Genomic DNA, 24157 nt, shown 5'->3' with positions numbered 1-24157 from the left:
TTCCCCTTTCCTACACCGGCGTTAGTCCGCCGCGGAGTTCCGCATGTCTTCCACTGACGCCTTCTTTCCCCATGCCGCCGAGACAGCTTCGGCCGACGCTGCGCAGGGCGAGCAGGACCTCGGGCCCCTGGCATGGGTCATCGACGAACTGCGCAAATCGCTCGAAGGCGCGGCCAAGGCGCTCGCGCGTTGCGCGCGCGAGGCCGAGCTGACGCAGGATGGCGCCGCCGCAGCGCTCGACACGCTGGCCGTGCAGCAGGCGCTGCACCAGGCCGGCGGCGCGCTGGAAATGGTCGACATGCCCGCGCCCGCGCGCCTGGTGCATGCGATGGAAGCGGCCGTGCTGCGCCTGGCGCAGGACCCGCAGCGCTGCACCCCCGAAGCCGCGGGCACGCTCGAGAACGCGAGCTTCGCCTTGCTCGAATACCTCGACACGCTGCTGGCCGGCAGGGCCGTGCCCGCCGTGGCGCTGTTTCCCCAGTACCGCGCGGTGCAATCGCTGGCCGGCAACGACAAGGTGCATCCGGCCGATCTGTGGCCCGCCGAGCGGCGCATGCACGAGCCCGCGCTGCCCGAAAGCACGCCGGCGCTGGCCTATGGCCCGCAGGCGCGCGCGCTGCTCGACGCGGGCGTGCTGGCGCTGGTCAAGACCGGCAATCCCGCTGCCGCGGCCCAGCTGCGCGCGGTCTGCCTGGGCTTTGTCGCCGCGCAGAACGAGCCCGATGCGCGAACGTTCTGGAAGATCGCGGCCGGCTTCTTCGACGCGTTCGCGCAGGGCCTGATCAAGCCCGACGTCTACGCCAAGCGCGCGGCTTCGCGCGTGCTGATGCAGTACGCGGCCATGGCCAAGGGCGACCAGCGCCTGCCCGAGCGGCTGACCCAGGACCTGCTGTTCTTCTGCGCGCAGGCGGCCGAGCCTGGCACCCAGGCGCCGGTGCTGCGCGCGGTGCGCGAATCCTTTGGCCTGGCGCGCCACCCGGCGGTCGACTACGAGCGGCCGCGCTTTGGCCGTTTCGATCCCGCGCTGCTCGCGCAGGCGCGCAAGCGCGTGGCCACGGCGACCGAATGCTGGTCGGCGCTGGCCGGCGGCGACCGCAGCAAGATCAAGCCCGTGGTCGAGCAGTTCGGCCAGGTCTGTGATTCGCTCAACAAGCTCTACCCCGACAGCACCGGGCTGGCGCGCGCGCTGCAGCGCGTGATCGAATCGATGGCGCGCAGCGGCGAGCCACCGGCGCCGGCGCTGGCGCTCGAAGTCGCGACCGCCATCCTCTATCTCCAGGCGGCGCTCGCGTCGCCGGAACTGGCCGACGAATCCATGGCCGCGCATTCGGGCCGGCTCGCGCAGCGCCTGGATGAAGTGCGCCAAGGCATGGAGTCGCAGCCGCTGGAACCCTGGATGGAGGATCTCTACCGGCATGTGAGCGACAGCCAGACCATGGGCAGCGTGGTGGGCGAACTGCGCACCACGCTGGCCGAGGCCGAAAACCTGCTCGACCAGTTCTTCCGCCAGCCGGCCCAGGTCGATGTGCTGGCCCAGGCGGCGCAGCACATGGCGCAGATGCGCGGCGTGCTGTCGGTGCTGGGCCTGGAGCAGGCCTGCCTGGCCGTGGCGCGCATGCGCGATACCGTCGAGCAGCTGATGCGCAACGAGATCCCCGCGGCCGGCCAGCCCCCGGTCTTTGCGCGGCTGGGCGCCAACCTCGGTGCGCTGGGCTTTCTGATCGACATGCTCAGCTACCAGCGCAATCTCGCGCGCCAGCTGTTCGTCTATGACGAGACATTGGGCGAGCTGCGCATCATCATGGGCCGCAACCGCGTACGTGCCAGCGACGCGCCCCAGGCGCAGACGCAGCATGTCGAAGCGCGCGCCGCCCAGCCTGTGGCGCCGGTGCTCCCGGTTGCCGCGGCGCCGGTGGCCGCGCAACCGGTACCCGTCGCTGCAGCGCCGGCCGTGGCCGACGCCCTGCCGCAGCCCGTTGCCGCCCCTGCGGCCGCGCCGTTGAGCGTGGCCGATGAAGACACGGACGAGGAACTGCGCGGGATCTTCCTCGAGGAAGCGCGCGAAGTCGTGGGCCAAGGCCTCGAGGCGCTCGATGCGCTGGCCGGCGACGCTGAACAGTGGAACGCACAGACCAGCTTGCGCCGGGTCTTTCACACGCTCAAGGGCAGCGCGCGCATGGTCGGGCTCGACGAGTTCGGCGAAGCCGGCTGGGCCATGGAGCAGATGCTCAACGCCTGGCTGGGCGAGCAAAAGGCCATGCCGCCCGCCTGGCAGGCGCTGGCGCGCGACGCCTTGCAGGCGTTTGCCGCCTGGACCCAGGCGATTGCCGACGGCCAGGACCAGGACTGGTCGGCGACGCCGTTTCGCGCCGCGGCCGATGCGATGCGCCTTGATGGCCAGCGCGCACCCGTGGCGCTGCAGCCATCGCTGCGCCGTCGCCGGCAGGTGCCAGCGCCTGCGGCCGAAGAACTTCTGCCCGGGGTGCAGGAAACGGGCACCGATGGCGACACCACGCCTTTGCCCGCGCTGCCGGGCGTTGTCGAGGAAATCGATTTTGCCGCCTTTGAGTCCGCGCTCCAGGCCAGCGAGCGCTTGCCCGATGCCGCGCCGGTGCCCGAGCCGCCTGCCGTCGAGCCCATCGCGCAGGGCGCCGAGGCCGAGTCGGGCCAGGAGTGGCTAGACGACACACCCGGCTGGGACGATACCCAGATCGAGGACGACGCGGCGCAGCCGCCGCAGCGCGCCGAATCGCCCGCGGCGCCCGTTGCCGCGCCCCTGGACGAAGGCTGGACATGGACGTCCGGCGCGCAGGCCGCGCCCGCCGCCGACAGCGTGCCGGTGGTGGCGCCCGCTGCCGTGCCCGACATCGCGCCCGCCCAGGAACCTGTGCCTGAAGCCGAGCCGGTCATGGAACTTGCTTCGGAGCCAGAAGCTGCGCCCGTGGCCGGGCCTGTGCCCGAGGCCGCGCTGCCACCCGAGCCCGAACCCGAGCCTGAACCCGAGCCCGTCGACGACAATGTCAAGGTGATCGACGGCCTGCGCATCCACCTGCCGCTGTACAACGTCTATCTGAACGAAGCCGACGAGTGGTCGCGCCGCCTCGATGTGGCGCTGCAGGAATGGGCGCTCGAAGCGCACCGCCCCCAGCCCGAGGAAGCCGTGGGCTGGGCGCATTCGCTGGCCGGCAGTTCGGCGACCGTGGGCTTCAAGGACTTGTCGCTTCTGTCGCGCGCGCTCGAGCACGCGCTGATGCACGTGCGCCCGCAAGGCCGCGGCGATGCGCAGCAACTGGCTGCGTTCCAGGGCGCGGCCAATGAGATCCGCCGCCTGCTGCACCAGTTCGCCGCGGGCTTTCTCAAGACGCCGCTGCCGGCCGTGGAAGCCGCGCTGCAGCAGGTGCTCGACAGCGAAATCGACCGCATTGCCGGTGAGGGCAGCGTGGCCCCGGGCCTCGATGCCGAAGACGCGATCTGGGCGCAGGAGCTGGACGCCGACGCGGCTGAACAGGCCAGGGCGCAGCAGGCGGCTGAAACGCAGCCGCAGCGCGAAGCCGCAGCCGAGGCGCAACCCGAGGCCATTGCATTCGAGCCGCAAGCCCCGGCGCCGAAGCCGGACCCGATCGACGCCGCGCTGGCGCTTGCCGTGGGCATGGACAGCGACATCGATGACGACATCGAAGCGCTCGATGCGCTCGACCCCGACCTGTTCCCGATTTTCGAGGAAGAGGCGGCCGAGCTGCTGCCGGTGCTGGGCACGGCGCTGCGCGACTGGGCCGCGCACCCGCAGCGGCTCGAGGCGCGCAATGCGAGCCTGCGCGCGCTGCACACGCTCAAGGGCAGCGCACGGCTGGCTGGCGCGATGCGCCTGGGTGAAATCACCCACCGGCTCGAGTCGGCGATAGAGCACATCGACGCACAGGCGGCGCAGGCCGTACAGATAGAGCCGCTGCTGGGCAGTTTCGACACGCTCAATGCGCATTTCGGCGCATTGCGCGCGCTGGGCGAGGAAATTGCCGCGGCGCCGCCCGCCGAGCCCACGGCGCCCATGCCGGCCGAGCCGGCGCGCGAGCGCAATGCCGGCCTGCGCGCGGCTACGTTCACGCCGATTGTCCCGCTCACGGCCGGGCGTTCGGCCTCGCAGCAGTCGGTGCGCGTGCGCGGCCAGCTGCTCGACCGGCTGATCAACCAGTCGGGCGAAGTGCTGATCGCGCGTTCGCGCATCGACGCGCGCCTGGCGCAGGCGCGCAGCTCGCTGCACGACCTCAACGGCAACCTCGAGCGCCTGCGCCAGCAACTGCGCGACATCGAAGTCCAGGCCGAGACGCAGATGCAGTCGCGGCTCGCGCTCTCCAAGGATTCGGCCGCGGGCTTCGACCCGCTGGAGTTCGACCGCTTCACACGCGTGCAGGAACTCACGCGCATGATGGCCGAGTCGGTCAACGACGTGGCCACGGTGCAGCGCAACCTGCAGCGCGACCTCGCCGCCGCCGAAGACGATCTCGTCGCCCAGGGCCGCCAGGCGCGCGACCTGCAGCGCGATCTGCTGCGCACGCGCATGGTCGAATTCGACGCCATTTCCGAGCGCCTGTACGCCGTGGTGCGCCAGACGTCCAAGGAAATGGGCAAGCAGGTGCGGCTGAACATCGTCGGCGGCACCATTGAAATGGACCGCGGCGTGCTCGACCGCATGGTGCCGGCGTTCGAGCACCTGCTGCGCAACTGCGTGGCCCACGGCATTGAACTGCCCGCGCAGCGCGAGGCCCGGGGCAAGGCCGCGACCGGCACCATCAGCGTGACGCTGCAGCACGAAGGCAACGACGTGCGCGTGCGCTTCGACGACGACGGCGCGGGGCTGGACCTCAAGCGCATTCACGCCGTGGCCGTCGCGCGCGGCCTGGCCGCCGAAGACGCGGCCATCACCGCCGAGCAAGCCGGGCAGCTGATCTTCCAGCCGGGCTTCACGACGGCGACCGAAGTGACCGGCGTGTCCGGGCGCGGCATCGGCATGGACGTGGTGCGCTCCGAAGTCAATGCGCTCGGCGGGCGCATAGAAACCCAGAGCACGCCGGGTGCGGGCTCGTCGTTCGCGCTGGTATTGCCGCTGACCACGGCGGTGACGCAGGTGGTGATGCTGCGCGTGGGCCAGTTCGCCGTGGGCGTGCCCGCGAATCTGGTCGAGATCGTGCGCCGCGTGCCTTTGGCGGCGCTGGAGCAGGCCTATGCCAGCGGCCAGCTCGACGAGCCCGGCAGCGAGCAGGCCCTGCCGTTCTTCTGGGGCGGCGCGCTGTGGCAGACGTCTGCGCAAAGCCTCGAAGGCGTGGGCAAGACCCGCGCCGTGGTGATCCTGCGCAGCGCGGCCCAGCGGCTGGCGCTGCATGTGGACGAAGTGCTGGGCAACCAGGAACTGGTTGTGAAGCCCCTGGGGCCGCAGCTCGCGCGCCTGCCGGGCCTGACCGGCATGTCGGTGCTGGCCTCGGGCGCGGTGGTGCTGATCTACAACCCGGTGGCACTGGCCACGGTCTATGGCGAGCAGGTGCGCGAACAGCTGCGGCGCCAGCCTGCTGCGGCGGTGCAGCTTGCCGGCGGCGACGGCGTGGCCACCGTCCAGCCCCAGGCCGCGGGCGCGGGCGAAGTGCCGCTGGTGCTGGTGGTCGACGACTCGATCACCGTGCGCCGCGTGACCCAGCGCCTGCTGCAGCGCGAAGGCTACCGTGTCGAAGTCGCGTCCGACGGCCTGCAGGCGCTGGAAAAACTGCAGGGCGCGCGCCCGGCGGTGGTGCTGTCCGACATCGAAATGCCGCGCATGGACGGCTTCGATCTCGCGCGCCATATCCGCGCCGACGCGCGGCTGCACGATCTGCCCATCATCATGATCACCTCGCGCATCGCGCAGAAACACCGCGAACATGCGCAGCAAATCGGCGTGAACCACTACCTGGGCAAGCCGTATTCCGATGAGGAATTGCTGAGCCTGGTGCAGCGTTATGCTGCACTGTCTGCGGCTCAGACGACGTCGATGGCGTAAGCCATTGGCGCGGCGTGAAAACCGTTGAATACCTGGGCTTCGACAGGCTCAGCCCGAACGGGTTTTTGACTGCGCGCTAACCCACGTTCTCCTTGAGCTTGCCTCGCCGGCCGCGTCGAAGGGTGAACGTCCAGACTAGAGACCGAAAGCGCGCTTTTTCTTAGCGGGCGGAGTTAACCGCAGCCCCCTTGACCACCGAATACCTCGCCAGCGTCTTATCCCTTGCCTCGGCATGGTCCACGATGGGGCGCGGATAGCTCGAAGGGCCCAAGGCCTGGCCCGCATCGACCAGCGACAGCCCCGCCGCGGCCAGCTCCAGCGGCCCGGCCTTCCATGGCGCGTGGATCAGCTTGTCGGGCAAGGCGGCGAGCTGCGGCAGATAGCGGCGGATAAAGCGGCCCGCGGCATCGAACTTCTCGCTCTGGCTGATGGGGTTGAAGATACGGAAGTAGGGCTGGGCGTCACAGCCTGTAGACGCCGCCCATTGCCAGCCGCCGTTGTTCGCGGCCAGGTCGAAATCGTTGAGCTGCTCGGCGAAATACTGCTCGCCCCAGCGCCAGTCGATTCCCAGGTCCTTGACCAGAAAGCTCGCCACGACCATGCGCAGCCGGTTGTGCATATAGCCGGTCTGGTTGAGCTGGCCCATGGCCGCGTCGACCAGCGGGTAGCCCGTGCGGCCTTCGCACCAGGCGGCGAACAGGCGTTCGGCCTCGGCGCCGCTTTCCCAGACGATGGCGTCGTACGCGGGCTTGAAGGCCTGCGTCACCACGCGCGGATGGTGGGCCAGGATCTGGTGGTAGAAATCGCGCCAGATGAGTTCGCTGAGCCAGACGGCCGCGCCCGGGCTCTGGCGCTGCGACGATTCGGTCCAGGCCAGGCGGGCGAGCTCGCGTATCGACACGGTGCCAAAGCGCAGGTGCACGCTCAGATAGCTCGGGCCCTTGACGGCCGGAAAGTCGCGCGCCTCGCCATAGTGCGCGAGCCGCGGAACGAAGTCGGCAAGCAGTTGCGCCGCGCCTTCGCTGCCGGTGGGCAAAGCCAGCTGCTGCAGATTGGTGGCCTCGAAGCCGATCTCGGCCAGCGTGGGCAGCCGGCAATAGCCCGCGGGCCGGGGTGCGAGGCGGCTTGCGTAACGCTCGACGGGGTAGGACGAAAGATAGAAGGCGTTGAGCTTGCGCAGCCAGGCGTTCTTGTAGGGCGTGAACACGCTGAACGGCGCGCCCGCCAGCGTCAGCACTTCGTCGCGCTCGAAAATCACATGGTCCTTGTAGGTGTGCAGTGCCACGCCGTTGGCCTGCAGCGCGGCGCGCACGCGCGCATCGCGCGCCAGCGCCTGGGGCTCGTCATCGTGGTTGGCGAATACCGCCGTCGCGCCCAGTTGTTGCGCCAGGCGCGGAATTTCCTGCGCGGCCAGCCCCTGGCGTACGATCAGGCCGGCGTCGGCGTGGCCAGAGAGCGCGCGCAACTGCGCATCGAGCGAGACCAGGCTGCGCTGGATGAACTCGACACGCCGGTCGGCGCGTGGCAGCGGCGCGAGGATGGAATCGTCGAAAAGAAAGACGCAATGCACCTGCGCGCAGCCGCGCAAAGCATGAAAAAGGGCGGCGTGGTCGTGCGTGCGCAGGTCGCGTCGCAACCAGACCAAGCCCACAGGGCCCGAAAGTGCCATGGATCACCGTTAAAATCTGGGAATGCCCGCTGATTCTGCGCCTATCAACTTGACGCACCATTTTCTGATCGCCATGCCCGGCGTCGAAGATGAGTCTTTTTCGCGCAGCGTGGTGTACCTGTGCGAGCACAGTGAGCGTGGCGCTCTGGGCTTGATCATCAACAAGCCCATGCCATTGAGCCTTGAAGGCCTGCTCGACAAGATCGACCTTTCCCTCGGGCGCGAAGACCTGCGCACCGACGTGGTGTACCGGGGTGGCCCGGTACAGACCGACCGCGGCTTCGTGCTGCACGACGCCTTCCTCGCCGAGGGCATCGTCGCCGAGGAATCCATTTATGCCTCGACCATGACCATTCCCGGCGGGCTCGAGATGACGACTTCCAAGGACGTGCTCGAAGCGCTGTCCAACGGCGCCGGCCCGCGCCGGGTGTTTGTCTCGCTGGGCTATGCCTCGTGGGGCGAAGGCCAGCTGGAATCCGAACTGTCGGAAAACACCTGGCTTACGGTGGGCGCCGACGTGGGGCTGATTTTCGAAGCCCCGGTGGCCGAGCGCTACGACCGCGCGCTGGCCCTGCTGGGCCTGCAGGCCTGGTCGCTGTCCCCGGAAGTGGGGCACGCATGAGCGACGCTCCCGACACGGTGCCGCCGGCACCGTCGCCTGCGCGCGCGCCCACGGACGCGCCGCTGCGCGCGCCCACGGACGCGCCGCTGCGCGCGCCCGTCGTCGTGCCCGCGCATTTCCAGAGTTTCCTGGCCTTTGACTTCGGCACCAAGCGCACGGGCGTGGCCACGGGCAGCCGCATGCTGGGGCTCACAACGCCGCAGGCGACGATCAAGGCCGAAGGCGCGGATGCGCGCATGCTGCAGGTCGCCGCGCGCATCAAGGAGTTCCAGCCCGACGCGCTGGTGATAGGCGTGCCTTACCACCCCGACGGCGCGGCCCACGAGAACACCGCGCGTGCGCTCAAGTTCGGCCGCCAGCTGCGCGGGCGCTTCGGCCTGCAGGTGTTCGAGGTCGACGAGCGCTACAGCACGACCGAGGCGCTGTCGGGCGGCGCGCGCGACGCCGATGCCGCGTCGGCCTGCATCATTCTTGAACAGTTTTTGAGGAGTCTTCCATGAACGATCCCATCGCCGGTAGCGGCAGCCTGGTGCTCGACGCCGAGGCGCTGTACCGTGAACTGCTGCGCGGCGTGCGCAGCCTCATGGGAGCTTCGACGCGCCTGGCGGGCATCACTTCGGGCGGTGCCTGGCTGGTCGAGCGCCTGCACAAGGACCTGAACCTGCCCGGCACGCCCAGCGTGCTGTCCTCGGCGCTGCACCGCGACGACTTCGCGCAGCGCGGCATGGCCACCAGCGCCCAGACGCAGATCGACTTCGACGTCAACGGCGCCGACATCCTGGTGCTCGACGACGTGCTCTACACGGGCCGCACCATCCGCGCCGTGCTCAACGAACTCTACGACTACGGCCGGCCCGACTGCGTGCGCCTGGCCGTGCTGGTCGACCGCGGTGGGCGCGAGCTGCCCATCCAGGCCGACTTCGCCGCGGCCCGCATCGCGCTGCCGCCCGCCCAGGCGCTGGCGCTGGCGCGCGACGAGCAGGGGCGCTTCCATTTCCGCATCCAAGAGGCCTGACCGTGTTGTACAAGCGCAATCCCCAGCTCAACAAGAACGGTGAGTTGATTCACCTGCTGTCGACCGAAGGCCTGTCCAAGGACATCCTGACGCATATCCTCGACACCGCGGCCAACTTCGTGAGCGTCAACGACCGCGAAGTCAAGAAGGTGCCGCTGCTGCGCGGCAAGAGCGTGTTCAACCTGTTCTTCGAGAACAGCACGCGCACGCGCACCACGTTTGAGATCGCCGCCAAGCGGCTGTCGGCCGACGTGTTCAACCTCGACATCGCGCGCAGCTCGGCCAGCAAGGGCGAGTCGCTGCTCGACACCATCGCCAACCTGTCGGCCATGGCCGCCGACATCTTCGTCGTGCGCCACAGCGAGTCGGGCGCGCCCTACCTCGTGGCCCAGCATGTCGCGCCGCACGTGCACGTGGTGAACGCCGGCGACGGCCGCCATGCCCACCCCACGCAGGGGCTGCTGGACATGTACACCATCCGCCACTACAAGAAGGATTTCTCCAACCTGCGCGTGGCCATCGTAGGCGACGTGCTGCACTCGCGCGTCGCGCGCTCGGACATCCATGCGCTCACCACGCTGGGCGCGGCCGAAGTGCGCGTGGTCGGCCCGCGCACGCTCGTGCCTTCCGACCTGTCGCTGATGGGCGTGCGCGTGTTCCACACGCTGGAAGAAGGCATACGCGACGCCGACGTGATCATCATGCTGCGCCTGCAGAACGAACGCATGACGGGCGCGCTGCTGCCCTCGAGCCAGGAATATTTCAAGGCCTTCGGTCTCACGGCCGAGAAGCTGCGCCTGGCCCAGCCCGACGCCATCGTGATGCACCCAGGCCCCATCAACCGCGGCGTGGAGATCGATTCCGAAGTGGTCGACGGCCCGCAGGCCGTGATCCTGTCGCAGGTCTCGTTCGGCATTGCCGTGCGCATGGCCGTGATGTCCATTGTTGCCGGCAACGAAGCCTAAATATGGAACACCCCCTGAGCGCCTGCGGCGCTTCCCCCTCTCATCCTTCGGTGGAGGGGGACGGCAGCCTCGGTGCGGGGCGGCCCTTCCTCGCTGCCCCCAGGCTGGGGCAGGCCAGTTTCAAACGCTGCGCGCATGCGCTGTCAATCATTGATTCGAAATTTTTGCTAGCCGTCCGTGACCGGACGGGGCATTGGGTGTGAAGTATGAAACTACTGATCCAGAACGGCCGTGTCATCGACCCGGCTCGCGGTTTTGACCAGGTCTGCGACATCGCCGTCGATGCGGCCAGCATTGCCGCGATCGGCACCCTGCCCGCGGGCTTCGTGCCCGACCGCGTGATTGACGCCAAGGGCTGCTGGGTGCTGCCCGGCCTGGTCGACCTTGCCGTGCGCCTGCGCGAGCCCGGCCACGAACACGAAGGCATGCTGCAAAGCGAAATGGCGGCCAGCGTCGCCGGCGGCGTGACCAGCCTGGTCTGCCCGCCCGACACCGACCCCGTGCTCGACGAGCAGGGCCTGGTCGAGATGCTCAAGTTCCGTGCCGAGAAGCTCAACCAGTCGAGATTGTTCCCGCTGGGCGCGCTCACGCGCGGCCTGGCCGGCGAAGTGCTGACCGAAATGAACGAGCTGACCGGGTCGGGCTGCGTGGGCTTTGGCCAGGCCGATGTGTCGCTGGCCAGCACGCAGACGCTGCAGCGCGCGCTGCAGTACGCCGCCACCTATGGCTACACGGTCTGGCTGCGCCCGCAGGAAATGCACCTGGGCAAGGGCGTGGCCGCGAGCGGCCCGCTGGCCACGCGCATGGGCTTGTCGGGCGTGCCCGTGGCGGCCGAGACGATTGCGCTGCACACGATTTTCGAGCTGATCCGCGGCACCGCGGCGCGCGTGCACCTGTGCCGGCTGTCGAGCGCCGCGGGCGTCGAGTTGGTGCGCCGCGCCAAGGCCGAAGGCCTGAGCATCACGGCCGACGTGAGCATCAATTCGCTGCACCTGACCGATACCGACATCGGCTACTTCGACAGCAGCGCGCGCCTGAACCCGCCGCTGCGCCAGCAGCGCGACCGCGACGCGCTGTCGGCTGCGCTGGCCGACGGCACGATAGACGCGCTGGTGTCCGATCACACGCCCGTCGATGACGACGCCAAGGTGCTGCCGTTTGCCGAAGCCGAACCCGGCGCGACCGGCGTCGAGCTGCTGCTGTCGCTGGCCGTCAAGTGGTCGCAGGCGCAAGAGGTTCCCCTGGCGCGCGCGATCGAAGTCGTCACGGCCGCGCCCGCGCGCGTGCTGGGCACGGCGCTGGGCGAGTTGCAGTCGCAGATCGGCCAGCTGCAGGTCGGCGGCGCGGCCGACCTGTGCATCGTCGACCCCGAAAGCCACTGGAAAGTCACGCCCGACGCGCTGGTCAGCCAGGGCAAGTGCACGCCGTTTGGCGGCTACGAGCTGCCGGCCCGCGTGCGCTGCACGCTGGTCGCGGGGCGCATTGCCTTCGAGCGTGGCTGAGCAAATCTGGGTGCGGCGCGGCCGCGCCGGCGCACGCCTGCTGCGCCTTACAGCCCACCTGCTGCACGGGCTGTGGACCATCTTCTGGCGCTTTCCGCGCCTGTCGGTGGCGCAGCGCAATGCCCATGTCCAGGCCTGGGCGCGCGGCCTGCTGCCGCGCGTGGGCGTGGAGCTGCAGGTGCACGGCACGCCGCCCGTCAACGGCCCGGTGCTGCTGGTCGCCAACCACCTGTCGTGGCTGGACATCCCGGTGCTGCATGCGGCGCGCCACTGCCGCTTCATTTCCAAGTCCGACGTCGCGTCCTGGCCGGTGCTGGGCACGCTGGCGCGCGCCGCGGGCACGCTCTATATCGATCGCAACTCGCGCCGCGACACGCTGCGCCTGGTGAACGTCATGGCCCAGGCGCTGGCGCAGCGCGATGTGCTCGCCGTGTTCCCCGAAGGCACGACCGGCGAAGGCCGCGAAATGCTGCCGTTTCGCGCCAACCTGATCGAAGCCGCGCTGCAGTCCGGCGCGCCCGTGCAGCCGCTGGGCCTGCGCTTCATCGACCCGGCCACGGGCGAGGACAGCGAAGCACCGATCTATGCGGGCGACACGCCGCTGTGGACTTCCGTATGGCGCACGCTCAGCGCGCCCGCGATCATTGCGCGCGTAGGCTATGGCGAACAGCAGACCGCCGAAGGCCGCGACCGGCGCACCTGGGCACGCGACTTGCAAGCCGAAGTCGACCGTCTCCGGCGCGCTTAGTCGTTTTTCGCGCATGGGCATTGCCGAAAACCGCGATAACCTACAGGTTTGAAGACCCAGCGCAGCGCGCAGCACATGCGTTACCCTGCGCGCTCGGCTTTTTCACATCACAGCTACAGGTGGATCCATGAAAATTTCCCGTTTTTCCCTGCTGGCCCTGGCTCTGGCCGGGGTGACTACGGCCCATGCGGGCAAGACGCTAGACACCATCAAGCAGCGTGACCAGATCAGCATAGGCATCAGCAGTGGCGTGCCGGGCTTCTCGGCCGCGGACAGCCAGGGCCGGTGGAGCGGCCTTGATGTGGACGTGGGCAAGGCCATTGCCGCGGCGCTGCTGGGCGATGCGAACAAGGTCAAGTGGGTGCCGCTGGCCTCGCAGCAGCGCTTCACCGCGCTGCAGTCGGGCGAAGTCGATGTGCTGTCGCGCAATACCTCGGTCACGCTCACGCGCGACGCCTCGATGGGCCTGGCGTTCACCGCCGTGGTGTTCTATGACGGCCAGGGCTTCATGGTGCCGGCCAAGACCAAGGTGCAAAGCGCCAGGCAGCTCAAGGGCGCGACGGTCTGCGTGCAGTCGGGCACGACCTCCGAGAAGAACATGACCGACTTCTCGCGCATCCACAATCTCAACCTCAAGCCCGTGGTGTTCGACAAGTTCGATGCCGCCAATGCCGCGTATTTCGCGGGCCGCTGCCAGGCCTACACGACCGATGCCTCGGGCCTGGCCTCGGTGCGCGCCAAGGAAGCCAAGGACTCCAAGGAACACGTCATTCTCACGGACCTGATTTCCAAGGAGCCGCTGGGCCCGCTGGTGCGCCGCGGCGATGACGAGTGGCTGGCCGTGGTGCGCTGGGTCGTGCACGGCCTGGTCGAAGCCGAGGAGAACGGCATCACCCAGGCGAATGTGGACAAGCTCAAGGTCGACACCACCGACCCCGTCGTTGGCCGCCTGCTGGGCAAGACCGAGGACACAGGCAAGCTGCTGGGCCTGGACAAGGAATGGCTGGTGCGCGCGATCAAGGCCGTGGGCAACTACGGCGAGATCTACGAGCGCAACGTCGGCGAGAAGACGCCTGTGGGCCTGGCCCGGGGCAAGAACAAGCTCTGGACCGATGGCGGCCTGATGTACGCCTTGCCGGTGCGATGAGCGTTGAGCGCCAGGACTCCCTGATCCCCGCGCGGCCCGCGCCGCCCCGGCCCCGGCCGGGCTGGTCCTGGCACCACCCGGCCACGCGCGCACGGCTGTGGCAACTGCTGGCCGTGCTGGGAGTCGCCGCGCTGGTCGGCTGGCTGGTGCACAACACCCAGGTCAACATGGCCGCGCGCGGCATCCAGAGCGGCTGGGATTTTCTCGGCCAGACCGCGGGCTTCGATATCGGCGAACAGCCGATAGCCTTCGAATCCACCGACACCTACTGGCGCGCGTTTCTCGTCGGCCTGCTCAACACGCTGCGCGTGGCCTTCGCGGGCGTGGTGCTGTGCACGCTGCTGGGCGCGCTCATAGGAGTGGGGCGCTTTTCGCGCAACCTGCCGGTGCGCGCGCTGTGCCGCGGCTATGTCGAGCTGTTTCGCAATGTGCCGCTGCTGGTGCAACTGCTGGTCTGGTACCTGCTGCTGGTCGAATACCTGCCCGACACGACCGAAGCCTGGTCCTGGGGCGAAGGGATTTTCCTGAGCAAGTCGGGGCTGATACTGCCGTTTGCGCAGCACGGCGCGGATGGCTGGCACTGGAGCGTGCCGGTGATCGACGGCTTTGCGATCGACGGCGGCGCCGCGCTGTCGCCCGAGTTCCTGGCCGTGCTCGCCGGCCTGACGTTCTACACCGCGGCCTTTGTCGCTGAAGTGGTGCGCGCCGGCATTGCGTCCGTGCCGCGCGGCCAGATCGAGGCCGCGCAAAGCATTGCGCTGAGCCGCTGGCAGACGCTGCGCCTGGTCACCGGGCCGCAGGCGCTGCGCGTGATGGCGCCGCCGCTGACCAACCAGTACCTGAACCTGACCAAGAATTCCTCGCTGGCCGTGGCCGTGGGCTACCCCGACCTGGTGTCGATCGCCAACACCAGCCTCAATCAGACCGGCCGCGCGCTCGAATGCATTGCCATCGTGATGCTGGTCTATCTGACGCTGTCGCTGGCGACGGCGCTGCTGATGAGCCGGCTCGACCACCGTGACCTGGCGCGGCAGGAGCCATGAGCATGCTGCAAACACCTCCTGTTGCGGCACGCGCGGCACCGCCCAGTGTCGGCGGGCTGCGCGCCTGGGTGCGGCGCGAGCTGTTCGGCAGCTGGGTCAGCGCGCTGACCACGCTGGCGCTGCTGGCCTGGGCGCTGTGGGCGCTGCCCGGCGCGCTCGACTGGCTGCTGTGGCGCGCCGTCTGGCAGGCCGACGCCGACGCCTGCCAGGCCGCGCGCGGCATCGGCGCCTGCTGGGGCGTGGTCACCGAAAAACACCGGCTGATCCTGCTGGGCCGCTACCCGCTCGAAGAACAATGGCGGCCGCTGCTCGCGACCGGGCTGCTGCTGGCGCTGGTGATCGCCAGCGGCGTGCGCCTTTTCTGGACGCGCTGGCTGGTGCTCGCCTGGGTGCTGGTCTGGGCCGTGTTCTTTGCGCTGATGCTGGGCGGCGTCGCCGGCCTGACGCGTGTGCCGACCGAGCGCTGGGGGGGGCTGCCGCTGACGCTGATGCTGACCACGCTGTCCATCGTGCTGGCCTGCCCGCTGGCCGTGCTGCTCGCGCTGGGCAGGCGTTCGCGCATGCCTGCGATCCGTGGCCTGAGCGCGCTGTTCATCGAACTGGTGCGCGGCGTGCCCTTGATTTCCGTGCTGTTCATGGCGAGCTTCCTGTTCCCGCTGTTCCTGCCCGTGGGCGCGACGCCCGATGTGCTGCTGCGCGTGCTGCTGGGCATTTCGTTGTTTGCCGCCGCTTATCTTGCCGAGACCGTGCGCGCGGGCCTGCAGTCCGTGCCCCAGGGCCAGCTCGAGGCTGCGGACAGCATTGGCCTGACCTGGTGGCAGACGCAGCGCCTGGTGGTGCTGCCCCAGGCGCTGGGCGCCGTGGTGCCGGGGCTGATGAACAGCTTCATCTCGATCTTCAAGGACAGCTCGCTGATCACCATCGTGAGCCTTTACGAGCTGACCGGATCGCTGGGCCTGGCGCTCAGCGGCGACCCGGTCTGGCGCCCTTTCATGGTGGAGGGCTACCTGTTCATCACCGCGATCTATTTTGTGGTCTGCGCGGCCATGTCACGCTACAGCCTGTGGGTCGAGCAGCGGCATGCACGCGGCCTGGCCCGTTGAAAGAAGAGCTGCATGCCAGACACTCCCATGGTCCGCTTCGAGCGCCTGAACAAATGGTTCGGGCGTGACTTCCATGTGCTGCGCGACATCGATCTCGAGATCGCGCGCGGAGAGCGCCTCGTGGTCTGCGGCCCGTCGGGCTCGGGCAAGTCGACGCTGATCCGCTGCATCAACGCGCTCGAACCTTTCCAGGAAGGCCGCCTGTCCGTGGGCGGGGTGGCGCTGGCCGTCGAGGGCCGCGAAGACCTGCGCGCGGTGCAGCAGGTGCGCCGCAGCGTGGGCATGGTGTTCCAGCAGTTCAATCTGTTTCCGCACCTGAGCGTGCTCGACAACCTGACGCTCGCGCCGCGCAATGTCGGCAAGGTGCCGCGCGCCGAGGCCGAAGCCCAGGCGCTGGCCCAGCTCGAGCGCGTGCACATTGCCGAGCAGGCGCACAAGTTTCCGCAGCAGCTCTCGGGCGGCCAGCAGCAGCGCGTGGCGATCGCGCGCGCGCTGTGCCTGTCGCCGCAGATCCTGCTGTTCGACGAGCCCACGTCGGCGCTGGACCCGGAAATGGTGCACGAAGTGCTTGACGTGATGGTCGAGCTCGCGGGCCAGGGCATCACCATGGTCTGCGTGACCCACGAAATGGAATTCGCGCGCTCGGTCGCCGACCGCGTGGTGTTCATGGACCAGGGGCAGATCATCGAGCAGGCGGCGCCGGATGCTTTCTTTTCCAATCCGCAGAGCGAGCGGGCGAGGCAGTTTTTGGATAAGTTGTTGGGCGCGAAGCGCTAGGGTCTGTTCACCCCGCAGTGGCTTGCCTGCGGGCAGGAGCCGGGTCTCGGCCCGGCAGCCGAGGTACTTTTCTTTGCTTCGCCAAAGAAAAGTACCCAAAAGAAAGGCGAGCCCTGCTGTCTGCGACCCTCCGCTGCGCTGCGGGCAACCTGCCGTGCTCGGTCCCGGGCTGCGCCGCGGAACTCGCTACGCGCCTTCGGCGCTGCGCTCGAACAACCGCGGCGAGTTAGTCAACGAAGCAGGTGTGTCCTTCGGCACACCTGCCAGCCCGGGCCCTGCGCGCGCCAGGCGCAGTCAGAAGGGCGAAGCGGGATAGCTTCGCGGGGGCGTAAACGCCGCGCTCCATGCAAAGGATGTTTCGTTCTATTCCCTCGGAAACGCCACCACATGCTCCATCGCCAGCGCCATCCCCACCCATTCGCCTATCTCATGGTTATGGTGGCTGGGCACATGGGCCATCACCGTCTGGCCGCTGGCCAGGCGCATGGTGTAGAGGAATTCCGAGCCGCGAAATGACTTGCGCACGATCTGCGCCTTGACCGGGGCGTCGTCGACGTGCACCACGTCATCGGCGCGCAGCAGCACATCGCATTCGCCGTCGGGGTAGCTCGCGGGCAGCGGGCATTCGGCCAGGTCGCGGAGTTCGCCCAGCGGTGTCTGCGCGACCACGCCGCTCTCGCGCATCACCAGGCGCGCGGGCAGGAACACGCCATGGCCGATGAAGTCGGCGACGAAGCGCGTCGCCGGCCGGTGGTAGAGCGTGTAGGCGTCGTCCCATTGGTGCAGCTCGCCGTGGTTCATCACGCCGATCATGTCGCCGATGGCAAACGCTTCGAGCTGGTCGTGGGTCACGAACAGCGCGGTCGCGCCCGCGGCCTTGAGGATAGTGCGCACTTCGTGCGCGAGCCGCTCGCGCAGGTCGACGTCGAGGTTGGAAAACGGCTCGTCCAGCAGCATCAGCTGCGGGCGCGGCGCGAGCGCGCGTGCCAGCGCCACGCGCTGCTGCTGCCCGCCCGACAGCTCGTGCGGAAAGCGCCCGGCGCTGCCTTCAAGGCCGACCAGGGTCAGCACCTCGGCCACGCGCGCCGCCTGTTCGCTCTTGCGCAGCGCATGGATGCCGAACGCCACATTCGCGCCCACGCTCAGGTGCGGGAACAGCGCGTAGTCCTGGAACACCATGCCGATGCGCCGCTGCTCGGGCGGCAGCGAGACCGTGGCGCTGCCCACGATCTGGTCCTGCAGGCGGATTTCGCCGCTGCTCACGGGCTCGAGCCCGGCCACGGCGCGCAGCAAGGTGGTCTTGCCGCAGCCGGAGGGGCCGATCAGCACGCCGATGTCACCGGCGTTCAGGTTCAGTGAAACGCCTTGGACGGCGGCCTGCGGGCGGCCGGCATAGCGCACCCCGAGTTGGGAGACCTTGAGAAACATTCCTTGATTGTAGGGCGGTGCAAATGCTTAGAATTCGCATTTGTACGAGAGGCCCTGGCCGTCGCATGCCTGATGCGCTGGCTGGACACGGGTCGCACCTCCTGCGCTTTCTTCCCCCCAGCCGAGCTCCATCTTGCGCCGCATCACTTACGCCTGTCGTTCCCTGCCCCTGATCCTGCTGGCGTTGCTGCTCACCTTGCCGGTGCTGGCCGTGTTCGCGGCCTGGCTGCCCTGGGGCAGCGGCGATACCCAGGCCGGGCCCATCCTGCGCGAAATGGCGTCCACGGTGCTGCCCGGCTATGTCTGGACCACGGTCTGGCTGGGCCTGATGGTGGCGCTGGGCGCGGCCGTGGTCGGCACGGTGGCCGCGGCCACGGTGACGCTGTTCGATTTCACCGGGCGGCGCACGCTCGAATGGCTGCTGCTGCTGCCGCTGGCCATGCCGGCCTATGTCACGGCCTATGCCTATACCGACTTCCTGCAGTTCAGCGGCCCGCTGCAGGTCTGGCTGCGCGAGACCTATGGCCTCGAAGGCCGCTTGCTGCCCGAAGTGCGCAGCCTCGGCGGCGCGGTCTGGGTGTTCGTCTTTTCGCTCTATCCCTATGTCTACCTGCTCGCGCGCACGGCGCTGGGCGAGCGCGCGGCGCATCTGATGGAAGCCGCGCGGCTGCTGGGCGCGCCGCTTTCGCGACGCATCACCGCCGTGGCGCTGCCGCTCGCGCGCCCGGCCGTGGCCGCGGGCGTGGCGCTGGTGGTGATGGAAACGCTGGCCGATTTCGGCGTGGCCAGCTATTTCGGCATCCAGACCTTCACCACCGGCATCTACAAGGCCTGGCTGTCGATGGACAACCGCATTGCCGCGGCCCAGCTCGCGACCTTCCTGCTGGTGCTGGTGGCGGTGTTGCTGCAGATCGAAGTGCGCGCCCAGCGCCGCATGCGTTTCGTCACAAATAGCGTGGGCCGCGCGGGATCGGCCGAAGCCCAGCCCCTGCGCCTGCGTGGCTGGCATTGCGGCGCGGCCTGGCTGGTCTGCCTGTTGCCGGTCTTGATAGGTTTCGTCGCACCCGTGGTGTTCATGCTGCGGCCACTCGCGGCCGACTGGTCGGTGCTGCCCTGGTCACGTTTTCTCGAGTGGGCCTGGAACAGCGTGCGCCTGGGCGGAATCACCGCGGTGCTGGCGGTGGCGATTGCGCTGGCGCTGGCGTTCGCGGTGCGCCGCCGCCCGGATGCGCTCACGCGCGGCGTGGTGCAGCTCGCGAGCCTGGGCTATGCCGTGCCCGGCGCGGTGATCGTCGTCGGGCTGCTGCTGCCCGTGGGCTGGCTGCAGGCGGCTGTGCCCGACTGGGGCCTGGCCTCGCTGGTCACGGCGACGGCGGTGGGCATTGTCTGGGCGTATCTCGTGCGCTTTTGCGCCGTGGCGCTGCAGTCCATGCAAAGCGGCTACGCGCGCATCCCCGTGAGCTTCGATGATTCGGCGCGCATGCTGGGCACGCGCAGCTGGGGGCTGATGGCGCGCGTGCACTGGCCGCTGCTCAAGCGCTCGACGGCCGCGGCGGCGCTGCTGGTGTTTGTCGATGTGATGAAGGAGCTGCCCGCGACCATGGTGCTGCGCCCGTTCAACAGCGACACGCTGGCCGTGGTCGCCTACCAGCTCGCGCGCGACGAACGCCTGGGCGAAGCCGCGCTGCCTTCGCTGGCGCTGGTGGCCGTGGGGTTGGTGCCGGTGATCATGCTCAGCCGCACGCTGCGCTCGAAGTAGGCGGCGCTGGGTAAACTGGGGCCCATGAGCCAGACACTTTCCACCCCAGACTTCCCGGTCACGATCTACCATAACAGCCGCTGCAGCAATTCGCGCGGCGCGCTGGCGCTGATCCGCGAGCGCGGCATAGCGCCGCAGATCGTCGATTACATCGCCGAGCCGCTGGATGCGGCCGCGCTCACGGCGCTCATCGCCCAGCTCGGTGTACCGGTGCGCGATCTGCTGCGCAGCAAGGAGGCGGTCTACGCCGAACTGCAGCTCGACGGCCCGGCGATCGGCGACGCCGAACTGATCGCCGCCGTCGCGGCCCACCCGGTGCTGCTCAACCGGCCCATCGTGGTCACGCCGCGCGGCGCGGCGCTGTGCCGTCCGCCCGAGAAAGTGCTGGCGCTGCTGCCGGGGTAAAACGCCGGGAATCCGCAGGGAGCCGTTATGCTGGCCCCATGAGCTTCTTCCCACTGCCAGAAACTCTTGCCCGGCGAGGCGCTGCCTGCGCGCTTTGCGCGGCGCCGTCTTGCGGTTGCGTGCCATGACCACGCTGGCGCTGCTCTCGGGCCTGGGCCACAGCATCGTGGTGATCGCGAGCCTGCTGGTCTACATGGTCGCCACCCGCATCGGCCGGCAGCGCCGCCACCCGTCGGCAGCGCTGGCCTGGGTCGTGGCCATGGTGGCTTTTCCCTACGGCGCGCTGCCGCTGTTCCTGCTGATCGGCAGCCGCAAGTTTTTGCGGCCGGTGCAGCGCCACGCCGCGGCCCTGCCGGCTCCCCAGGTCTGGGGTGATCAGGGCTATCCCGGCGATGGCAGCGAAGGCGCGGGCGCAGCGCCCCCTGAATGGGTGGCCCGCCTGCTGCGCGCGCTCGACCTGCCCGAAGCCATGCGCAACACGCGTGTCGAGTTCCAGTCGAGTGGCGAGCAGGCGCTGGCGGCGCTGATAGCTACCATGGACAGCGCGCGCGAGCAACTGGTGCTCAGCACCTACGTGCTGGCCGGCGACGCCACGGGCAAACAGGTGGCCCAGGCCTTGCAGCGCTGCGTCGCGCGCGGTGTGCAGGTGCGCGTGCTGATCGACGCCATAGGCAGCCTGCAGACGCCGCGCACGCTGCTGCGCGACTGGCGCGGCATGGGCATCGCCGTGCGCCGCTTCATGCCGCTGCTGCACAACCCGCTGTACGGCCGGCTCAACCTGCGCAACCACCGCAAGCTCGTGGTCGCCGATGGCCTGTTGCTGTGGAGCGGCGGACGCAATCTGGCCGATGAGTACTTTGTCGGCAAGAACGGCGCGCCGCCCTGGCTCGATCTGGGCTTTGTCGTCGAAGGCCCGCTCGCGGCCCAGGCGCTGGCCCAGTTCGACGCCGACTGGCGCGCCGCGCCGGGGCGCATCCACCGCAAGAAACACCGCGCCCCGCCCGTGGCCCGGCCCGCGGCGCTCGCGCCCGGCCCGGGCCAGACCTGGGCGCAGTGGATTCCCAGCGGCCCGGACCACGCCGACGATACGCTGCACGCGCTGCTGCTGTCGGCGGCTTTCCAGGCGCGCGAAAGCATTGTCGCGGTGACGCCATACTTCGTTCCCGATGACGCGCTGCTCGCGGCCTGGACGCTGGCCTGCCGGCGCGGCGTGCGGCTGCGATTGCTGCTGCCGCGGCGCTCCAACCACCGACTCGCCGACTGGGCGCGCGAGCGCGGTCTGCGCCAGCTCGCGCAGGCCGGTGCCGAAATCCACCTCCTGCCGGCGATGCTTCACGCCAAATGCGTGGTGATCGATGGCGAATGGGCGCTCAGTGGTTCGCTCAACCTCGACGCGCGCAGCCTGTTCCTGAACTACGAGGCCATGACCGCGTTCTATGGCCAGGCCGAAGTGCAATGGCTGCAGGACTGGCACGAGACGCTGCTGGCCGGCGCCGACCCCTATGTCACGCGCCGGCCGTCGTGGCCGCGCGATATTTTCGAAGGCATGGTGCGCACCGTCGCATTCCAGCTTTGAGCGCGTCGCGGTCTCGGCGCATGGATTGTCCGCTTGCGCAGATGCGCAAGCCGGATCGGCCCGAAGTTCCATCGGCCTGTGCAGCCGGTACCCGGGCTTTGCGCCAGGCCTTGCCGCAGACGTAAAAAAACCGGCAGGCCCTTGGGGGCTGCCGGTTGGCTGCTGGCCAGATGAGGCCGTTCAGTCGATCAGCACCACTTCGACGCGGCGCGCTTCGGCATTGCTGCCGCCGGCCAGGGTCTGCTCGGGCTTGCTCAGTTCGATCATGTTCTGGTCCACGCCAAGCGTGAGCAGCGTGGCCTGCACGGCCAGGGCGCGTTGCTTGGCCAGTTCGGCGTTCACGGCGCTGTCGCCGGTCGCATCGTGGAAGCCCGAAATGCGCGCGCGCTTGCCATTTGTCACGCCGCGCACCACATCGGCCAGCGCGACATTGCCACCGATGGCGACGTCGGCCTTGCCGGTCGCGAAATAGAACTTGACCACGCCGTTGTCGACACGCACCAGCGCTTCTTCGTAGAGCACCACGGCCGGGACCGTTGCGGCGGCGGCGGGCGCGGGTGCCTTGAGCACGCGCTGGTACACCACGGTGCCGATCACGGTCGAAACGATCAAGGTGATCAGGGCAAACACCAAGCCGAGCGCAAACCGCTGCTGGCTGTCGTCGTCTGAATTGCTGGACATGTCAAAACTCCCTCTGTGTTGATGAATGATGGCGCACGAATGAGGGGATTGTAGTGGGCCGCGCTTGGCCGCTGTCAACGGCGGCATGCCTTCGCCATCGCGGTGCGGGCTGCGCTCGCCGACTGCCGGCTTGGTGTCAAGCGCCGGGCCTACAGCGCAGCTCGTGCCGCCGGACACCAACGCCCTGGCCCGGTACGATGGCCTGCGTCAGGTAGCGCCCCAGGGGCTGGCCCATCTGCGAATCCGTCTCGAACCCCCAGCGGGCGCCGCAACGGCAGTGTGCATTGTGCGGCCGGTGCGGGCGCTCAGCAGTCGGTGTGCTGCTCTATGGTCTGGCGCACCTTGCCCAGCGCCAGCCGCAGCGCGTCGGGCGCGACCGAGCCCAGCGCCAGCCGGATCGCATGCGGCACATGGGTCGAAGTCGCGAACGGCTGCGCGGTCGAGACCGACACCCGCTGGCGTTCCAGCGCCATCGCCACGCGGTCGGCGCGCACTTCGTCGGCCAGCGGCAGCCAGACGAAATACGAGCCGGGGTGGCCCACGCGCGGCAGCGGCCCGAGCACTTCGGCCGCGAGCTGCTGGCGCTGGCGCGCATCCCGGCGTTTTTCTTCTTCGAGCCGCGCGACCGTGCCGTCGTCGACCCAGTTGCTGACCAGCGCGGTCATCACGCCGGGCGTGTTCCAGATGGTGGCGCGGATCACACGTTCCATCTTGGCGACCCAGGGCAGCGGCGCGGCGACGCAGCCCACGCGCAGGCCCGCGGCCACGTTCTTCGAGAAGCCCGAAACGTAGACCGTGCATTCGGGCGCGAGCATGGCCAGCGGCGGCGGCGGGTCTTGGGCGAGAAAGGAATAGGCGCCGTCCTCGATGATGATCACCCCGTGCTTGCGCGCGATCGCCACCAGCGCCTGGCGGCGCGGCACATCCATCACCCAGCCCAGCGGATTGTTCAGCGTGGGCATGGTGTAGACGGCGCGCACAGTGCGCTGCTGGCAGAGCTTTTCGAACGCGTCCAGGTCGGGGCCCGCGCCCGCGGCTGGGATGGGCGCGAGCTCCAGATGCTGGGTCTGCGCGACCAGCCTGAAGCCCGGGTAGGTCAGCGCATCGACCGCCACCACATCGCCGGGCTGCAGCAGCGCCATCAGCGTGATCGCCAGACCGTGCTGGGCGCCGTCGACCAGCAGCACCTGTTCGGGCGGCACGCTCAGGCCGCGGCGCAACAGGTGGCGCGCGACCATGGCGCGGTCGTGCATGCGGCCCGCATGCGGCTGGTAGCGCAGCAGCGCTTCGAGGTCGCCCGACGCCGCGAGCTGGCGCAGCGCGGCGCGCAGCAGCTCGGCCTGGCCCGGCAGGGACGGGTAGTTGAAGCTCAGGTCGACCATGTCCGCGGCCGCGCTGTGCAGGTCTATGCCCTGGCCCGCATAGAGCGCGGTCTCCTTGACGAACGTGCCCCGGCCCTGCTCGCCGCTGACCAGCCCCATCGCTTCGAGTTCGGCATAGACGCGCGTGGCCGTCACCAGCGCCAGGCCTTCGCGCGCCGCGAGCTGGCGGTGCGTGGGCAGGCGCGTGCCCGGCGGCAGCCTGCCCGCGCGTATGTCTTCGGCGAGCCGGTCAACCAGGGGCTTGTAGCGGGCTTGGGGCATAGCGCAGTGTATCCATGACAATTATTTGATTGTATTGGTGGAGCTGCCT

Annotated in this window: 18 protein-coding genes; 14 read left to right on the top strand and 4 right to left on the bottom strand. The window is 69.0% G+C overall.

Annotated elements, in window-relative coordinates; all coding sequences use genetic code 11:
- Positions 1 to 43 precede the first annotated feature (43 nt).
- Positions 44 to 6025, top strand: a complete 5982-nt coding sequence (locus tag GVL12_RS03740; RefSeq protein ID WP_159911294.1) for an Hpt domain-containing protein — start codon at positions 44 to 46, stop codon at positions 6023 to 6025.
- Positions 6026 to 6185: 160 nt separating this feature from the next.
- Here GVL12_RS03740 and GVL12_RS03735 read toward each other — a convergent pair whose 3' ends face one another.
- Positions 6186 to 7694 (bottom strand): deoxyribodipyrimidine photo-lyase, encoded by a 1509-nt coding sequence (locus GVL12_RS03735; RefSeq protein ID WP_159911293.1) that lies wholly within the window; start codon positions 7692 to 7694, stop codon positions 6186 to 6188.
- Positions 7695 to 7737: 43 nt separating this feature from the next.
- Between GVL12_RS03735 and GVL12_RS03730 the strand changes: the two genes are divergently transcribed.
- The 10 genes from GVL12_RS03730 to GVL12_RS03685 all read left to right on the top strand — a co-directional run bounded on the left by GVL12_RS03730 (position 7738) and on the right by GVL12_RS03685 (position 16616).
- A complete protein-coding gene (locus GVL12_RS03730) occupies positions 7738 to 8316 on the top strand; it encodes a YqgE/AlgH family protein (RefSeq protein WP_200843482.1) in 579 nt (192 codons plus the stop codon).
- Entirely contained in the window at positions 8313 to 8816 is a 504-nt protein-coding gene (gene ruvX, locus GVL12_RS03725; protein WP_159911291.1) for a Holliday junction resolvase RuvX, read from the top strand. The genes GVL12_RS03730 and ruvX overlap by 4 nt, the downstream gene beginning before the upstream one ends.
- A complete protein-coding gene (gene pyrR / locus GVL12_RS03720; protein WP_159911290.1) occupies positions 8813 to 9331 on the top strand; it encodes a bifunctional pyr operon transcriptional regulator/uracil phosphoribosyltransferase PyrR in 519 nt (172 codons plus the stop codon). The genes ruvX and pyrR overlap by 4 nt, the downstream gene beginning before the upstream one ends.
- On the top strand, positions 9328 to 10296 hold the full coding sequence (locus GVL12_RS03715; protein WP_200843481.1) for an aspartate carbamoyltransferase catalytic subunit: 969 nt from the start codon (positions 9328 to 9330) through the stop codon (positions 10294 to 10296). Before pyrR ends, GVL12_RS03715 begins: the two co-directional genes overlap by 4 nt.
- Positions 10297 to 10502: 206 nt before the next feature.
- Positions 10503 to 11798 (top strand): dihydroorotase, encoded by a 1296-nt coding sequence (locus GVL12_RS03710; RefSeq protein WP_159911288.1) that lies wholly within the window; start codon positions 10503 to 10505, stop codon positions 11796 to 11798.
- On the top strand, positions 11791 to 12546 hold the full coding sequence (locus GVL12_RS03705) for a 1-acyl-sn-glycerol-3-phosphate acyltransferase (RefSeq protein ID WP_200843473.1): 756 nt from the start codon (positions 11791 to 11793) through the stop codon (positions 12544 to 12546). Before GVL12_RS03710 ends, GVL12_RS03705 begins: the two co-directional genes overlap by 8 nt.
- Before the next feature lie 127 nt (positions 12547 to 12673).
- Positions 12674 to 13693 (top strand): amino acid ABC transporter substrate-binding protein, encoded by a 1020-nt coding sequence (locus GVL12_RS03700; protein ID WP_159911287.1) that lies wholly within the window; start codon positions 12674 to 12676, stop codon positions 13691 to 13693.
- Positions 13690 to 14736, top strand: coding sequence for an amino acid ABC transporter permease (locus GVL12_RS03695; protein ID WP_159911286.1), 1047 nt, complete (start codon positions 13690 to 13692; stop codon positions 14734 to 14736). The genes GVL12_RS03700 and GVL12_RS03695 overlap by 4 nt, the downstream gene beginning before the upstream one ends.
- Positions 14737 to 14738: 2 nt before the next feature.
- Positions 14739 to 15839: an amino acid ABC transporter permease gene (locus GVL12_RS03690; RefSeq protein ID WP_159911285.1), complete on the top strand. Its 1101-nt coding sequence runs from the start codon at positions 14739 to 14741 to the stop codon at positions 15837 to 15839.
- Between the two features lie 12 nt (positions 15840 to 15851).
- Positions 15852 to 16616, top strand: coding sequence for an amino acid ABC transporter ATP-binding protein (locus tag GVL12_RS03685; RefSeq protein ID WP_306770572.1), 765 nt, complete (start codon positions 15852 to 15854; stop codon positions 16614 to 16616).
- Between the two features lie 363 nt (positions 16617 to 16979).
- Here GVL12_RS03685 and GVL12_RS03680 read toward each other — a convergent pair whose 3' ends face one another.
- The gene (locus tag GVL12_RS03680) at positions 16980 to 18044 is read right to left on the bottom strand and encodes an ABC transporter ATP-binding protein (RefSeq protein ID WP_159911284.1); all 1065 of its coding nucleotides are present in this window, start codon (positions 18042 to 18044) and stop codon (positions 16980 to 16982) included.
- A gap of 133 nt (positions 18045 to 18177) precedes the next feature.
- On the opposite strand from GVL12_RS03680, the gene GVL12_RS03675 reads away from it, so the two are divergent.
- From GVL12_RS03675 to GVL12_RS03665, 3 genes are all read left to right on the top strand, one after another.
- A complete protein-coding gene (locus tag GVL12_RS03675) occupies positions 18178 to 19803 on the top strand; it encodes an iron ABC transporter permease (RefSeq protein WP_159911283.1) in 1626 nt (541 codons plus the stop codon).
- 24 nt (positions 19804 to 19827) lie between these two features.
- The gene (gene arsC, locus GVL12_RS03670; RefSeq protein WP_159911282.1) at positions 19828 to 20208 is read left to right on the top strand and encodes an arsenate reductase (glutaredoxin); all 381 of its coding nucleotides are present in this window, start codon (positions 19828 to 19830) and stop codon (positions 20206 to 20208) included.
- A 124-nt stretch (positions 20209 to 20332) separates the two neighbouring features.
- Positions 20333 to 21784 (top strand): phosphatidylserine/phosphatidylglycerophosphate/cardiolipin synthase family protein, encoded by a 1452-nt coding sequence (locus tag GVL12_RS03665; RefSeq protein ID WP_159911281.1) that lies wholly within the window; start codon positions 20333 to 20335, stop codon positions 21782 to 21784.
- A gap of 180 nt (positions 21785 to 21964) precedes the next feature.
- Here the strand turns inward: GVL12_RS03665 and GVL12_RS03660 are convergent, their stop codons facing one another.
- Together GVL12_RS03660 and GVL12_RS03655 are read right to left on the bottom strand one after the other, a co-directional pair.
- The gene (locus GVL12_RS03660) at positions 21965 to 22465 is read right to left on the bottom strand and encodes an OmpA family protein (RefSeq protein WP_159911280.1); all 501 of its coding nucleotides are present in this window, start codon (positions 22463 to 22465) and stop codon (positions 21965 to 21967) included.
- Positions 22466 to 22770: 305 nt separating this feature from the next.
- Positions 22771 to 24108, bottom strand: coding sequence for a PLP-dependent aminotransferase family protein (locus GVL12_RS03655; protein WP_159911279.1), 1338 nt, complete (start codon positions 24106 to 24108; stop codon positions 22771 to 22773).
- Positions 24109 to 24157: the final 49 nt, after the last annotated feature.

The sequence above is a fragment of the Pantoea sp. 18069 genome, assembly GCF_902706035.1.
GTDB lineage: Bacteria > Pseudomonadota > Gammaproteobacteria > Burkholderiales > Burkholderiaceae_C > Comamonas.
Note: the sequence above shows the minus strand (reverse complement) of the source record. Positions and strands in the feature narration are given on the sequence as shown.